This window comes from Streptomyces gardneri (assembly GCF_006539185.1).
GTDB classification, from domain to species: domain Bacteria; phylum Actinomycetota; class Actinomycetes; order Streptomycetales; family Streptomycetaceae; genus Streptomyces; species Streptomyces gardneri.
In genome coordinates this window covers 96,036-109,486 of the sequence record NZ_BJMN01000037.1, presented here as the reverse complement: position 1 = coordinate 109,486, position 13,451 = coordinate 96,036, and the positions used below count along the sequence as shown (strand labels likewise).

The window sequence follows — 13,451 nt, the reverse complement described above, 5'->3', positions numbered from 1 at the left end:
GTGCGCGGTCGTGTGCGCGTGGGAACAAGAAAACGCCCCCGCCGTGGCGGGGGCGTCTCGCGTCGGATGTCAGGCCGTCGTGGCGCAGCTCGGGCAGATGCCGCGGTACGTGACCTCGACGTTCGAGATCGTGAAGCCGAAGCGCTCGGTGTCCGGCAGGTCCGCCAGCGGGTCGCCCGCCGGGTGGACGTCACGGATGGCGCCGCAGCGGCCGCAGACCAGGTGCTGGTGCGGGCGGTGGGCGTTGGGGTCGTACCGCTTGGCGCGGCCGTCCGTGGCGACCTCGATGACCTCGCCGAGGGTGACCATCTCGCCCAGCGTGTTGTACACGGTCGCGCGCGAGATCTCGGGCAGCCTCGTGACAGCGCGGGCGTGGACCTCGTCGGCGGTCAGGTGCACATGATCCCCGTCGAGGACCTCGGCCACGACGCGCCGCTGCGCGGTCATCCGCCAGCCGCGGCCGCGCAGTCGTTCCAACAGGTCACTCATGGGGGCCAGCCTAACAGTCGGGGGAACCGGGTCCCGAACGGGTGTGACTTTGGAAGGCCACTTGACTTAGACAATGTCTATTGTAGGATCGAGCCCGGCATTGGCCAAGACCCAGAACTAGGGTCCGGGCCGAGGGACAGGACTCGCAGGACATGACGCAGGAGGCGCACGTGACGCAGGGACCGCTCACCACGGAGGCCGGCGCGCCGGTCGCCGACAACCAGAACAGCGAGACGGCGGGCGTCGGCGGTCCGGTCCTCGTGCAGGACCAGCTCCTCCTGGAGAAGCTCGCCCACTTCAACCGCGAGCGCATCCCGGAGCGCGTGGTCCACGCGCGCGGCGCCGGTGCCTACGGCACCTTCACGCTCACCCGCGACGTCTCGCAGTGGACGCGTGCCGCGTTCCTCTCCGAGGTCGGCAAGGAGACCGAGACGTTCCTGCGCTTCTCCACCGTCGCGGGCAACCTCGGCGCGGCCGACGCGGTCCGCGACCCCCGCGGCTGGGCGCTGAAGTTCTACACCGAAGAGGGCAACTACGACCTCGTCGGCAACAACACCCCGGTGTTCTTCATCAAGGACGCCATCAAGTTCCCCGACTTCATCCACACCCAGAAGCGCGACCCGTACACAGGCTCGCAGGAGGCGGACAACGTCTGGGACTTCTGGAGCCTCTCCCCGGAGTCGACCCACCAGGTGACCTGGCTCTTCGGCGACCGCGGCATCCCCGCCTCGTACCGCCACATGAACGGCTACGGCTCGCACACGTTCCAGTGGAACAACGAGGCCGGCGAGGTCTTCTGGGTCAAGTACCACTTCAAGACCGACCAGGGCATCAAGAACCTCACCCAGGCCGAGGCCAACCGCCTCGCCGGCGAGGACCCGGACTCGCACCAGCGCGACCTGCGCGAGTCCATCGAGCGCGGCGACTTCCCGAGCTGGACCGTGCAGGTCCAGATCATGCCCGCGGCCGAGGCCGCCGAGTACCGCTTCAACCCGTTCGACCTCACCAAGGTGTGGCCGCACGAGGACTACCCGCCGATCGAGATCGGCAAGCTGGAGCTGAACCGCAACCCGGAGAACGTCTTCGCCGAGGTCGAGCAGTCGATCTTCAGCCCGGCGCACTTCGTGCCCGGCATCGGCCCGTCCCCGGACAAGATGCTCCAGGGCCGCCTCTTCGCCTACGGCGACGCCCACCGCTACCGCGTCGGCATCAACGCCGACCACCTGCCGGTGAACCGCCCGCACGCCACCGAGGCGCGGACGAACTCCCGTGACGGCCACCTCTACGACGGTCGCCACAAGGGCTCGAAGAACTACGAGCCGAACAGCTTCGGCGGCCCGCACCAGACGGACCGGCCGCTGTGGCAGCCGCTCCCCGTCACCGGTCTCACCGGTGACCACGCGGCCCCCACGCACTCCGAGGACAGCGACTTCGTCCAGGCGGGCAACCTCTACCGCCTGCTGTCGGAGGAGGAGAAGGGCCGCCTCGTCGAGAACCTGGCGGGCTTCATCGCCAAGGTCTCGCGGGACGACATCGCCGAGCGGGCGATCGGCAACTTCCGCCAGGCGGACGGTGACTTCGGCAAGCGGCTCGACGCCGCGGTCCAGGCCCTGCGTGGCTGAGGGCGCTTGTCGTAGGTAGGGACCGGGCCGGACTCCGTACGGAGTCCGGCCCGGTCACGTTCATCGGCCGGCGACGCTGTGCACCGGGATCCAGCAGCGGATGATGTCGCGTACGGAGACGATGCCGACGGGTCCCCGGTCGTCGAGGACGACGAGGTGGCGGAAGCCGCCGTGCGTCATCGCCTCGGCCGCCTCGGCCAGGGTCCAGGTGGGCGCGGCGAAGACGACGTCGTGGGTGGTGTGGGAGCCCGCGGTCTCGACGTCGGGGTCCTGGTCCCGGGCGAGGGAGTTGAGGATGTCGCGCTCGGTGAGGATGCCGAGGCCGCCGGCATCGGAGTCGAGGACGACTGCCGCGCCGACGCGGCGCGCCGACATCAGCCGGGCCGCCTGTCGGAGGGTGTGGGCGGGGCCGATGGTGAGGACCACGGTGCTCATGGCGTCACGGACGAGCATGGACGGAGCCACCTCCTTCGTGAACCGTTCGCGTCTTCAACGAGAACCGATTCACAAGTTCACAAGTGGGGGGACTCTCAGAGTGACACCGGGGGAGGGGCCCGACAAGGGGGCGCGCGAGGCGCCCCCGGGGAGTGACGGCGGCGCCAGGGGCCGGCCGGGCGGTCGGCGCGGACAGGCGCCGGGCAAACCCTAGGCCTCCGGGCTCTCCTGGTTCAGGTAGCTCAGCAGCTCGCCGTGGAGCAGGCCGTTGGAGGCGGCCGCGTTGCCGCTGTGCGGGCCGTGCCGACCGTCGAGGCCGGTGTACGTGCCGCCCGCCTCCTGGACGACGATCGCCACCGCCGCCATGTCCCACAGCGACAGCTCCGGCTCGGCGCAGATGTCCACGGAGCCCTCGGCGACCATCATGTACGGCCAGAAGTCGCCGTACGCGCGGGTCCGCCAGCACGCGCGCGTGAGGTCGAGGAAGCCGTCGAGCCGCCCCTGCTCCTCCCAGCCGCTCAGCGAGGAGTACGCGAAGGAGGCGTCCTCCAGGGAGGCCACCTGCGAGACCCCGAGACGGGTCGCCGAGGCCAGACTGCGGCCGGTGTACGCGCCCAGGCCCTTCGCCGCCCACCAGCGGCGGCCGAGCGCCGGGGCCGACACCACGCCCACCACCGGCTGGAAGCCGGTCTCGCCGGCCTCCATCAGCGCGATCAAAGTCGCCCAGACGGGCACCCCGCGCACGTAGTTCTTGGTGCCGTCGATCGGGTCGATCACCCAGCGGCGCGGGCCCGAGCCCTCCACGCCGTACTCCTCGCCCAGGATCGCGTCACGCGGCCTGGCGCGCTGGAGCTGGCCGCGGATCAGCTCCTCCGCGGCCTTGTCGGCCTCGCTCACCGGGGTCATGTCCGGCTTCGTCTCGACCTTGAGGTCGAGCGCCTGGAATCGGTCCATGGTGGCCGCGTCGGCGGCATCCGCGAGGACGTGGGCGAGACGCAGATCATCGTGGTAATCGGCCATGGTCGGCACTCTATCCCCGGGTGATCCCCGCGCGGAGAACCGTCCACCGGAGCCCTCCGAAGCCACCCGAAGTCCCCTCAAGCCCCTCGAAGCACCTTGACAGGGCGTGGGCGCCTGTCGACCCTGAGCGCAGAACCGTTCCCTCCAGGAGGTGGCGATGGCGCACGCCCGCGAGGCCCTGCTCGACGCCGCGCTCGCCGCGCTCGTGCACCGGTCCTGGTCCGCCGTACGGATGGCCGACCTCGCGGTCGACGCCCGGGTCTCCCGCCAGACCCTCTACAACGAGTTCGGCAGCAAGGAGGGCCTCGCCCGCGCGCTCGTCCGGCGCGAGGCCGACGCCTACCTCCAGGGCGTACGGCGATTGCTCGCCGACCCCGCCCCGCCCGAGCGGAACCTCCTCGCCGTCGCCGAGTGGACCGTCGCCAGGGCTGCCACCCGCCCGATACTGCGGGCCCTGCTCACGGGCGCCTGGAACGAACGGCTGCCCGTGCCCCGGCCGGTCCGGCCGGGCGCCCGGCCCGCCCCCGTACCCGCCCAGCGGCGCGCCGACGAAGGGCCGCCCGCGCCGGGCGAGCTGGTCGCGGCGACCGCTGCCTGCGCCGGTGAGCGCTGGGCGGCCGGCTGCGAGCTGGCCGTCCGGATCGCCCTCAGCCACGTCGTCGCGCCGGCCCCGCCGGTGGCCGCTCAGTGCGAGGAGCCGGAGAGCTGGAGTCCGATGACCCCCACGATGACCAGGCTGATCGAGACGATCTTGAGGGTGGAGACGACGTCCCCGAGGAAGATCATTCCGTAGATCGCCGTCCCCGCCGCGCCGATCCCCGTCCACACCGCGTACGCCGGACCCACGTCCAGCTTCCGCAGCGCGAGGGTGAGCAGTCCGAAGCTGCCCAGGGCGAAGGCCGCGAAGGCGATCGTCGGCCAGAGCCGGGTGAATCCGTGCGAGAGCTTCAGGCAGACCGCGAAACCGGTCTCCAGGACACCGGCCACCACCACCAGCAGCCACGCCATCGTCAGTGCCTCCCACGCCCTCGGTGACTGCTTCGTCGCACTTGGTGCGATTATGCACTTACCGGTAGCGGTGGACCGCAAACGCCGACGGGTCAGTCACCCTCGCGTCGCTCGCGCGTCGCGAGCAGTCGCCGCAGCGAGTAGAGCCGCGCGGGGTCCGCGTGACCCTCCGCCACGAAGGTGTCGAGCGCGCAGTCCGGCTCGTCGTGGCTGCACGCGCGCGGGCAGTTCTCCGTCCCCGGTACGAGGTCGGGGAAGGCGAGGATCACCCGGGACGGGTCGACGTGGTGCAGCCCGAAGGAGCGCACGCCGGGCGTGTCGATGACCCAGCCGCCCTCCTTGTCGTCGAGCGGCAGGGCGAGCGCCGACGTCGTCGTGTGCCGGCCGCGGCCCGTGACCGCGTTGACCACACCCGTGGTCCGCCGCCGGTCGGCCGGGACCAGGGCGTTGACCAGCGTCGTCTTGCCGACGCCCGAGTGCCCGACGAAGGCGGTGGTGCGGCCCTTGAGGTGCTCGTGGACCCGGTCGGCGGCGACGCCGTCCACGAACTCGTCGCGGGTGGTGACCACGTACGGGACGCCGAGCGCCCCGTACATCTCCAGGAGCGCGTCCGGCGACGCCAGGTCCGACTTGGTCAGGACGAGGAGCGGGGAGAGCCCGCCGTCGTACGCGGCGACCAGACAGCGGTCGATCAGCCGGGGACGCGGCTCAGGGTCGGCGAGCGCGGTGACGATCGCCAGCTGGTCCGCGTTGGCGACGACCACCCGCTCGTACGGGTCGTCGTCGTCGGCCGTGCGCCGGAGCACCGAGCTGCGCTCGCCGATCCGGACGATCCGGGCCAGGGTGTCCTTCTCGCCGGAGAGGTCGCCGACGATCTGGACCCGGTCGCCGACCACGGCGGCCTTGCGGCCCAGCTCGCGGGCCTTCATCGCCATCACGATCCGGTCGTCGACCAGACAGGTCAGCCGGCCCCGGTCGACGGTGAGGACCATGCCCTCGACGGCGTCCTCGTGCTTCGGGCGGATGGACGTACGGGGACGGGTGCCCTTGCGGTTGGGCCGCTGGCGGATGTCGTCCTCGTCGGTGTTCTTGCCGTAACGCCGCATGGCTCAGACCCCGAGCATTTCGGTCCACATCCCGGGGAAGTCCGGCAAGGTCTTCGCCGTGGTCGCCACGTCCTCGATCTCCACGCCCTCGACCGCGAGGCCGATGATCGCGCCCGCCGTCGCCATGCGGTGGTCGTGGTACGTGTGGAAGACGCCGCCGTGTAGGGGACGCGGGCGGATGTGCAGACCGTCCTCGGTCTCCGTCACATCGCCGCCCAGCTCGTTGATCTCCTTGGTGAGGGCCGCCAGGCGGTCCGTCTCGTGCAGCCGCAGGTGGGCGACCCCGCGCAGGGTGGAGGGGGAGTCGGCGAGCGCCGCGACGGCCGCGATGCCGGGGGTCAGCTCCCCGACCTCGCCGAGGTCCACGTCGATGCCGTGGATCCGGCCCGTACCGGTGAAGGTCAGACCGGCCTCGGTCAGCTCGCAGGAGCCACCCATCTCGGTGAAGATCCGGCGCAGCTCGTCGCCCGGCTGGGTGGTCCGCTCGGGCCAGTCCGGGACGGTCACCCGGCCGCCGGTCACCAGCGCCGCCGCCAGGAAGGGCTGCGCGTTCGACAGGTCCGGCTCGACGACCAGGTCCCGGCCGCGCAGCGCGGAGGGCGCCACCCGCCACACGTTCGGCTCGCCGCCGTGCTCCGGCTCGTCGACCTGGGCGCCGACCGCGCGCAGCATGTCGACGGTCATCCGGATGTGCGGCAGCGAGGGCAGCTTCGCGCCCACGTGCCGGACCTCGACGCCCTGGTTGAAGCGGGGCGCGGAGAGCAGCAGGGCGCTGACGAACTGGGACGAGGAGGAGGCGTCGATCTCGACCGTGCCGCCGTCCAGGCCCCCGGCGCCGTGCACGGTCATGGGCAGCGCGCCCCGGCCGTCGTCGTCGATCCGGGCGCCGAGCGCGCGCAGCGCGTCGATCACGCCGTGCAGCGGACGCTCGTGGGAGCGGGGGTCGCCGTCGAAGCGGACGGGGCCGTCGGCGAGCGCCGCGACGGGAGGCAGGAAGCGCATGACCGTGCCCGCGTTGCCGACGTCGACCGTGGCCGGGCCGCGCAGCGGGGACGGGATGATCCGCCAGGCCTCGCCGGTGCCGTCGGGGCCCACGCCCTCCTCGATCTTCACGCCGAGGGTACGCAGCGCCTCGGCCATCAGAAGGGTGTCGCGGGAGCGCAGCGGGCGGCGCAGCCAGCCGGGCTCGGCGGCGAGTGCGGCGAGGACCAGACCGCGGTTGGTGACCGACTTCGATCCGGGCACGGTGACGGTCGCGTCGACGGCGCCGCGGGCATACGGGGCGGGCCAGAGGTCGGTGGACGGGTCGGGGCGCACGGAAGCTGCTGCGGTCATGGAATCACTGTACGGGTGAGTCAGAAGCCCAGGAGCCAGCGCCCGCCGCCGATCAGGGAGCAGATCGAGACGGCGTGGAAGAAGAACAGCCAGACGCCCGGGTGCACGTGGGTGAGGCGCGAGAGCTGGTCCGCGTCCGAGTCGGGGGCGCCGCCGTGGCGCCGTTTCGACTGGAGCTCGAAGGCCGGCCGGACCCCGCCGAGGAGCAGGAACCACACCACCGCGTAGGCGAAGAGCGACTGGACCTCGGGGCCGGTCAGCCAGGAGACCAGGAGGAAGGCCGCGCCCGTCAGGAGGACGGTGAGGATCCCGTACGCGTTGCGGACCATCACCAACATCGCGAGCAGCAGACCGGTCGCGATCCAGAGCAGCAGCGTGACCAGGCCCGCGCCGAGCAGGGCGGCGCCGCCGAGGCCGAGCAGCGGGGCCGCGGTGTACCCGGCGGCCAGGGTGAGGACCACACCTATGCCGGTCGGGCGGCCCCGGGTCACGGTCAGCCCGCTGGTGTCCGAGTGCAGCCGGATCGCTTCGAGGCGGCGGCCGGTCGCGAGGGCGACGATCCCGTGACCGCCCTCGTGGGCGATGGTGATCGCGTTCCGGGCGAGGAGCCAGACGCGACGGGGGACGGTGACGGCGAGCGCGGCGACCGCGGTGGCGATCACCAGCCACTCGGCCGGGGCGGCCTGCGGGCTGAAGAGGTCCATCGTTCGGGCCGCTCCTCGGGAGGTCGGGGATCGTGGCAGTGTGGCACGTATGTGCGGACGGTATGCAGCGAGTCGGCGGCCCGAGGATCTCGTCGAGACCTTCGGGATCGAGAAGTGGGAGCCGGAGGAGACTCTGGCCCCCGACTGGAACGTGGCCCCCACCAAAGAGGTCTGGGCCGTTCTGGAGCGTCCTCTGAAAGACGCCGGATCCCCGCGGCCGGTTCGCCAGCTGCGCGCACTGAAGTGGGGCCTCGTCCCGTCCTGGGCGAAGACGCCCGAGGGCGCCGCCCGGATGATCAACGCGCGCGCGGAGACCCTGCACGAGAAGCCCTCCTTCAAGCGCGCGTTCGCGGCCCGCCGCTGCATCCTGCCCGCCGACGGCTACTACGAATGGGTGACCGGCGCGGGGGAGCGGGACCTCGAGGTCGAGGGGAAGCGGAAACGGCCGCGGAAGCAGCCGTACTTCGTGACCCCCGCGGACGGCTCGGTCTTCGCGATGGCCGGGCTCTACGAGTTCTGGCGCGACCGCACCCTGGCCGACGACCACCCCTCCGCGTGGTGGGTGACCTGTTCGGTCGTCACCACCGAGGCCGAGACGGGCCCGCTGGGCGTGGCACCCGCCGAGGGGCCGCACTCGCTCGCCGACATCCACCCCCGGATGCCGCTGATGCTGACGGAGGACCGGTGGGACGCCTGGCTCGACCCGGCGCGCACCGGCGAGGAGGAGCTGCGCGGGCTGCTCACCGCGCCGCCCGAGGGGCTGATGCGGGCCTACCCGGTGTCGACGGCGGTCAGCAACGTCCGCAACAACGGCCCCGAACTCCTGACGGAGCTGGAGGGCCCGGAGGAGGGCACGCTCTTCTGATACGCACTCCGGACGGCGGTGGGCGGCAGGATGGGGGAGGTGACCGACCTGACACAGTACGAGACCGTTTCCACCGACACCGGCGACGCCCGCGTCACCTGGCACGCCGGTACGGAGCCATGGGCCGTCCTCGCCCTCGGCCACGGCGCCGGCGGGGGCATCGAGGCCCGCGACCTCCAGGCCCTGGCCCGCGCGCTGCCCGCCCACGGCGTGACCACGGCCCTCGTCGAGCAGCCCTGGCGGGTCGCCGGCAAGAAGGTCGCGCCCGCGCCGAAGACCCTCGACACCGGCTGGCGCGGCCTCTGGCCGGCCCTCGCGAAGCCCGGACTGCCCGTGATCGCGGGCGGCCGCAGCGCCGGGGCCCGGGTCGCCTGCCGGACCGGACGGGAGCTGGGCGCCCTCGCGGTCCTCGCGCTGAGTTTCCCCCTCCATCCGCCGGGCAAGCCGGAGCGCTCCCGCGCCGACGAGCTCCTCGGCACCGGCCTGCCCACCCTCGTCGTGCAGGGCGGCAACGACCCCTTCGGGCACCCCGAGGAGTTCCCGGCGGGCCCGCACGCCCTCGTCGAGGTGCCGTACGGCGACCACGGCTTCGCCGTCCCCAAGCGCGCGCCGCTCACCCAGGACGAGGCCCTCCGCACGCTCGTGGACGGCGTCACCGCGTGGCTCGTCACACTGCGCTGACATCCGGGCCCGTACCGGGAATGTCCGGCCGGGCACCTCTGTTGTGGAGAGCGTCGGTGTGAGACCAAGGAAGAGGGAGTCCGTCGCATGGGTTCGACCATCTGCCCCGAGCGCGCGCAGGCCGCTGACCTCGACTGGACAGTGCTGCCCGCGCCCAAGATCGCCCCTATTCGGGCGGCGGGCGGAGCGGTTCCTCGTCTATCCTCCGAAACGAGTGGGTCCGCCTTCGGGCTCGCCACCACGCTGGAGGAGGTGGGTCCGGTCACTGGGACCGACACAGGGACCGACGACGGCCCCGAGGAGACGACCGCCGAGCGCAACGCGCGCTTCGAGCGGGACGCCCTCGGATTCCTCGACCAGATGTACTCCGCCGCGCTGCGCATGACGCGCAACCCCGCGGACGCGGAAGACCTGGTGCAGGAGACCTACGCCAAGGCGTACGGCTCCTTCCACCAGTTCCGCGAGGGCACGAACCTCAAGGCGTGGCTGTACCGGATCCTCACGAACACCTTCATCAACTCGTACCGCAAGAAGCAGCGTGAGCCCCAGCGCAGCGCCGCCGAGGAGATCGAGGACTGGCAGCTCGCCCGCGCCGAGTCGCACATGTCGACCGGTCTGCGCTCCGCCGAGTCGCAGGCGCTCGACCACCTTCCCGACTCCGACGTGAAGGAAGCGCTGCAGGCGATCCCCGAGGAGTTCCGCATCGCCGTCTATCTGGCGGATGTCGAGGGCTTTGCCTACAAGGAGATCGCGGACATCATGGGGACACCCATCGGTACGGTGATGTCCCGACTGCACCGGGGCCGCCGCCAGCTGCGCGGCATGCTCGAGGACTACGCCCGCGACCGCGGGCTGGTACCCGCGGGCGCCGGAGAGTCGTCGAACGATCTGAAAGGCTCGGGCTCATGAGCTGCGGAGAGCCGCACGAGACGGATTGCTCAGAGGTCCTGGATCACCTCTACGAGTTCCTCGACAAAGAGATGCCCGACAGCGACTGCACCAAGTTCGAGGTGCACTTCGAGGAGTGCTCCCCGTGCCTGGAGAAGTACGGCCTTGAGCAGGCGGTGAAGAAGCTCGTCAAGCGCTGCTGCGGCAGTGACGACGTCCCCACCGACCTGCGGTCCAAGGTCATGGGCCGGATCGACCTGATCCGCTCGGGTCACCTGGTGCCCGAGCAGGACATCACCGAGGTCGCCCCGGTGACGCCCACGGCCACTCCTGCTCCGCAGGAGTAGGCGAGCGGTTCGGGGGAAGACGGCCGCCGCGAAGTGATCGCGGCGGCCCCGTGCGTATATCAGCTTGTATCACCCGATGGTGCGAATCGGCCGCAGCCTCGCCTCTCGGACCGCCCAACTCGCTAGCGTGACGGGTGTGATGGGCGTGAGGGTCATTCCGCGGGCGGCCGCCGTGTACATCGGCTGCGCCCTGCTCGCCGCCGGGGCCTGCGCCCTGCCCGCGGTGCTCCCCGGCGCGGCCACCCCCTGGGGCACCGTCGCACTCCTCGCCGCCCTGTACGCGCTCTGCGAGCTGCCCGCCCGCTGCCGGCTCCTCGACCGCGCCCTCGGCGGCTCCGTCCCCATGGGTACCGGCTCCTTCTTCCCCGTCCTGCTCGCCTCCGCGCTGCTCCTGCCGCCCGCCGCCGCCGCGCTCACCGCGCTGCCCGGCAGCCTCCTCGCCCGCGTCGAGGAGCCGCCCGCCGGACCGCGCCGCGCCTGGCGGGCCGCCGCCACGGCCCTCGCCGTCTGGGCCGCCGCCCTCGCCGCGGGCGCCCTGGGCGGCTCCGCCGCCCTCGGAAACGGCCCGGACGCCCCCGACTTCCCGTACACGCTGCTGCCCGCGGGCGCCGCCGCGCTCACCTTCTGCCTGGTCCTGACCGCCCTCGACGGCGGCATCCGGGCCACCGCCGACGGGCTCCCGGCCGGCGCCGCCTGGCGCGGACTCCTGGGGCGGGCCCTCGCCCCGCACACCGTGCACGGGCTCGCCGGACTGATGATGGCCGTGCTGTGGCGCAGCTCGTACGGACCGCCCGCGGCGCTCTTCGTCCTGCTGCCGATGTACATCTCCTGCTGGGTCTTCGCCCAGTACCACCGCGAGCGCGCCGCCCACCAGGCCACCATCCGCGCCCTCGTCCAGGCCGTCGACATCAAGGACCGGTACACCCGCGGCCACAGCGAACGGGTCGGCCACGCCTCCGTCCTGATCGCCCGTGAGCTCGGCATGGCGGAGGACCGCCTCGACGTCGTGCGGTTCGCGGGCATCCTCCACGACGTCGGGAAGCTGGGCGTGCCCACGCGCGTGCTGCGCAAGGACGGGCCGCTGACCCCGGAGGAGCGCAGCGTCATCGAACTGCACCCGGAGTACGGACACGAGATGGTCCGGGGCATCGGCTTCCTCGGCGAGGCCCGGGCCGCGATCCTGCACCACCACGAGCGCATGGACGGCAGCGGCTACCCGTACGGGCTCCACGGCGAGCAGATTCCCGAGTTCGCCCGGGTGGTCGCCGTCGCCGACGCCTTCGACGCCATGACCTCCACCCGCTCCTACAGCCGGGCCCGCCCGGTCCCCACCGCCATCGCCGAGCTGGAGCGGTGCGCGGGCAGCCACTTCGACCCCCGGATGGTCGCCGCCCTGGTCCGGGCCCTCGACCGGCACGGCTGGCAGACCGACGTCACCGCCGATGAGACGCCCCAGCCGCTCCCACCGCTCCCGGCACCCAGGCCGACCCCGCCCCCGGCGCCTCGGCCGACCACAGCCACGGCCCGTCAGCCGACCCCGCCCCCGGTGCCCGAGTCCAGTGAGCCCCCGGTGCCTCAGCCGGGTGGGTCCCCGGCGAGCGCCGCCCCGGCCGGCGGGGACCTGCCCCCGCCGCGCGCCTCGGACACCCCGCTGACCGCCCGGCCGAAGGAGCGCGCATGAGGCCCGGGGCTCTCACCGTCGGGGCCGTGAACGGCGCGGCCCTGCTGCTGAGCCTCGCCGGATTCGGCGCGACCCTCTGGTACGGCGTCGACGAGCCCGGCAACGCCCTCGCCTTCGGCACGCTCATCGCCCTCGGCGAGCTCGCCCGCTGGGGCGCCGCCCCCGGCGAGAGGGAGCCCGCGCCGCTCGCCGCCGCGGGAGCCCTCGCGTACGCCCTGCTCGGCACCGACGCCGGCACCGCCACCACCCACGGCGTCCTCCAGATCGTCGCCGTCGTCGTCGCCGGCGGCCTCGCCGGGATCGTCCCCCACCTGGCCAGGGGAGGCGGCCCCGGCACCGACCACCTCGCCCGCCGCGTCCTCACCGTCGCCTTCGCCGCCCTCTGCTTCCAGCCCCTCTACAACTCCGGCGCCGTCGTCGAGCACCTCGGCCAGGGCCCGTCGTACGCCTTCTTCCTGCTGCTCCTGCTCGTCCTGACCGCCCTCTGCGACGCCGTGCTCGCCGCCGTCGTGCTCCGCGCCCGCACCGGATTCCCGTTCGGCCCCCTCCTCCGCGACGAGCTGCGCGCCCTCCTCGGCATCGGCTCCGCCGTCTGCGCCACGGGCGCCGTCATGGCCCTCGCCGTGGCCGCCGCCGGGCTGTGGGCGCTGCCCGTGCTCGCCGTACCGCTGCTGCTCACCCAGGTCTCCTTCCGGCGGTACGCGGCCGTGCGGACCGTCAACCGGCAGACCATCGCCTCGCTGGCCCGGGCGACCGAGATCGCCGGCTGCACCCCGCCCGGCCACGCCCACCGGGTCGCCGCCCTCAGCGCGGCCGTCGGGCGCGAGCTGGGGCTCTCCGGGGCCGAGCTGACCGTCCTGGAGTACGCGGCGCTCATGCACGACATCGGACAGCTCTCCCTCGTCGACCCGGTCGAGGGCGGTGCCACCGCCCTCCTCCCGGTCGAGGAGCAGCGCCGTATCGCCCTCCTCGGCGGCGAGGTCGTCCGCAGGACCGGGGTCCCCGCCGCCGTCGCCGTGGTCGTCGAGCGGCAGGCCGACCCGTATCGGGAGCAGCCGCTGCCGGCCCGGATCGTCCGGACCGTGAACGCCTACGACGACCTCGCGGGAGACGGCGCGGGCGCCGCCCTCGAAGCCCTGGAGCAGCTCCGCCTCGGCACCGCGCGCGACTACCATCCGGACGTCGTCGAGTCCCTGGCCAGGGTCCTGGCGCGGGGCGGGGCGGCTGGGGTGACCTCGGCCGTCGCTGGGTAACCCATGGGTAATGAGCG

15 protein-coding genes are annotated in these 13,451 nt (G+C 72.8%); 8 read left to right on the top strand and 7 right to left on the bottom strand.

Annotation, left to right across the window (positions count from 1 at the left end):
- Positions 1 to 69: 69 nt before the first annotated feature.
- Positions 70 to 489: a Fur family transcriptional regulator gene (locus tag SGA01_RS27435; RefSeq protein WP_055641420.1), complete on the bottom strand. Its 420-nt coding sequence runs from the start codon at positions 487 to 489 to the stop codon at positions 70 to 72.
- A 152-nt stretch (positions 490 to 641) separates the two neighbouring features.
- Between SGA01_RS27435 and SGA01_RS27430 the strand changes: the two genes are divergently transcribed.
- Complete coding sequence (locus SGA01_RS27430) at positions 642 to 2,111, top strand: catalase (protein WP_141299377.1); 1,470 nt, start codon at positions 642 to 644, stop codon at positions 2,109 to 2,111.
- Between the two features lie 60 nt (positions 2,112 to 2,171).
- On the opposite strand, the gene SGA01_RS27425 is transcribed toward SGA01_RS27430, so the two are convergent.
- Entirely contained in the window at positions 2,172 to 2,564 is a 393-nt protein-coding gene (locus SGA01_RS27425) for a CBS domain-containing protein (protein WP_055641419.1), read from the bottom strand.
- A gap of 192 nt (positions 2,565 to 2,756) precedes the next feature.
- Complete coding sequence (gene hisN / locus SGA01_RS27420; protein WP_141299375.1) at positions 2,757 to 3,566, bottom strand: histidinol-phosphatase; 810 nt, start codon at positions 3,564 to 3,566, stop codon at positions 2,757 to 2,759.
- A 157-nt stretch (positions 3,567 to 3,723) separates the two neighbouring features.
- Between hisN and SGA01_RS27415 the strand changes: the two genes are divergently transcribed.
- Positions 3,724 to 4,359, top strand: a complete 636-nt coding sequence (locus SGA01_RS27415; RefSeq protein WP_141299372.1) for a TetR/AcrR family transcriptional regulator — start codon at positions 3,724 to 3,726, stop codon at positions 4,357 to 4,359.
- Here the strand turns inward: SGA01_RS27415 and SGA01_RS27410 are convergent.
- The 4 genes from SGA01_RS27410 to SGA01_RS27395 all read right to left on the bottom strand — a co-directional run bounded on the left by SGA01_RS27410 (position 4,251) and on the right by SGA01_RS27395 (position 7,719).
- The gene (locus SGA01_RS27410; protein WP_141299370.1) at positions 4,251 to 4,574 is read right to left on the bottom strand and encodes a DMT family transporter; all 324 of its coding nucleotides are present in this window, start codon (positions 4,572 to 4,574) and stop codon (positions 4,251 to 4,253) included. The genes SGA01_RS27415 and SGA01_RS27410 overlap by 109 nt on opposite strands.
- Positions 4,575 to 4,666: 92 nt before the next feature.
- Positions 4,667 to 5,680: a ribosome small subunit-dependent GTPase A gene (gene rsgA, locus SGA01_RS27405; protein WP_141299368.1), complete on the bottom strand. Its 1,014-nt coding sequence runs from the start codon at positions 5,678 to 5,680 to the stop codon at positions 4,667 to 4,669.
- 3 nt (positions 5,681 to 5,683) lie between these two features.
- Positions 5,684 to 7,015: a 3-phosphoshikimate 1-carboxyvinyltransferase gene (gene aroA / locus SGA01_RS27400; RefSeq protein WP_141299366.1), complete on the bottom strand. Its 1,332-nt coding sequence runs from the start codon at positions 7,013 to 7,015 to the stop codon at positions 5,684 to 5,686.
- 20 nt (positions 7,016 to 7,035) lie between these two features.
- Positions 7,036 to 7,719, bottom strand: a complete 684-nt coding sequence (locus SGA01_RS27395; protein WP_055641413.1) for a M50 family metallopeptidase — start codon at positions 7,717 to 7,719, stop codon at positions 7,036 to 7,038.
- A 49-nt stretch (positions 7,720 to 7,768) separates the two neighbouring features.
- Here SGA01_RS27395 and SGA01_RS27390 point away from each other — a divergent pair, with 49 nt between their 5' ends.
- The 6 genes from SGA01_RS27390 (at position 7,769) to SGA01_RS27365 (ending at position 13,434) form a co-directional block, all read left to right on the top strand.
- Positions 7,769 to 8,584, top strand: coding sequence for an SOS response-associated peptidase (locus SGA01_RS27390; protein WP_055641412.1), 816 nt, complete (start codon positions 7,769 to 7,771; stop codon positions 8,582 to 8,584).
- Between the two features lie 30 nt (positions 8,585 to 8,614).
- Positions 8,615 to 9,265, top strand: a complete 651-nt coding sequence (locus tag SGA01_RS27385) for an alpha/beta hydrolase family protein (RefSeq protein WP_141299364.1) — start codon at positions 8,615 to 8,617, stop codon at positions 9,263 to 9,265.
- Between the two features lie 252 nt (positions 9,266 to 9,517).
- Positions 9,518 to 10,174 carry a sigma-70 family RNA polymerase sigma factor gene (locus SGA01_RS27380; RefSeq protein ID WP_055641410.1) on the top strand — a complete coding sequence of 219 codons (657 nt, stop codon included), beginning with the start codon at positions 9,518 to 9,520 and terminating at the stop codon, positions 10,172 to 10,174.
- The gene (gene rsrA, locus SGA01_RS27375) at positions 10,171 to 10,500 is read left to right on the top strand and encodes a mycothiol system anti-sigma-R factor (RefSeq protein WP_141299362.1); all 330 of its coding nucleotides are present in this window, start codon (positions 10,171 to 10,173) and stop codon (positions 10,498 to 10,500) included. The genes SGA01_RS27380 and rsrA overlap by 4 nt, the downstream gene beginning before the upstream one ends.
- Positions 10,501 to 10,645: 145 nt before the next feature.
- The gene (locus SGA01_RS27370) at positions 10,646 to 12,181 is read left to right on the top strand and encodes an HD-GYP domain-containing protein (protein WP_371866177.1); all 1,536 of its coding nucleotides are present in this window, start codon (positions 10,646 to 10,648) and stop codon (positions 12,179 to 12,181) included.
- Positions 12,178 to 13,434, top strand: a complete 1,257-nt coding sequence (locus SGA01_RS27365) for an HD-GYP domain-containing protein (RefSeq protein WP_141299360.1) — start codon at positions 12,178 to 12,180, stop codon at positions 13,432 to 13,434. Before SGA01_RS27370 ends, SGA01_RS27365 begins: the two co-directional genes overlap by 4 nt.
- Positions 13,435 to 13,451: the final 17 nt, after the last annotated feature.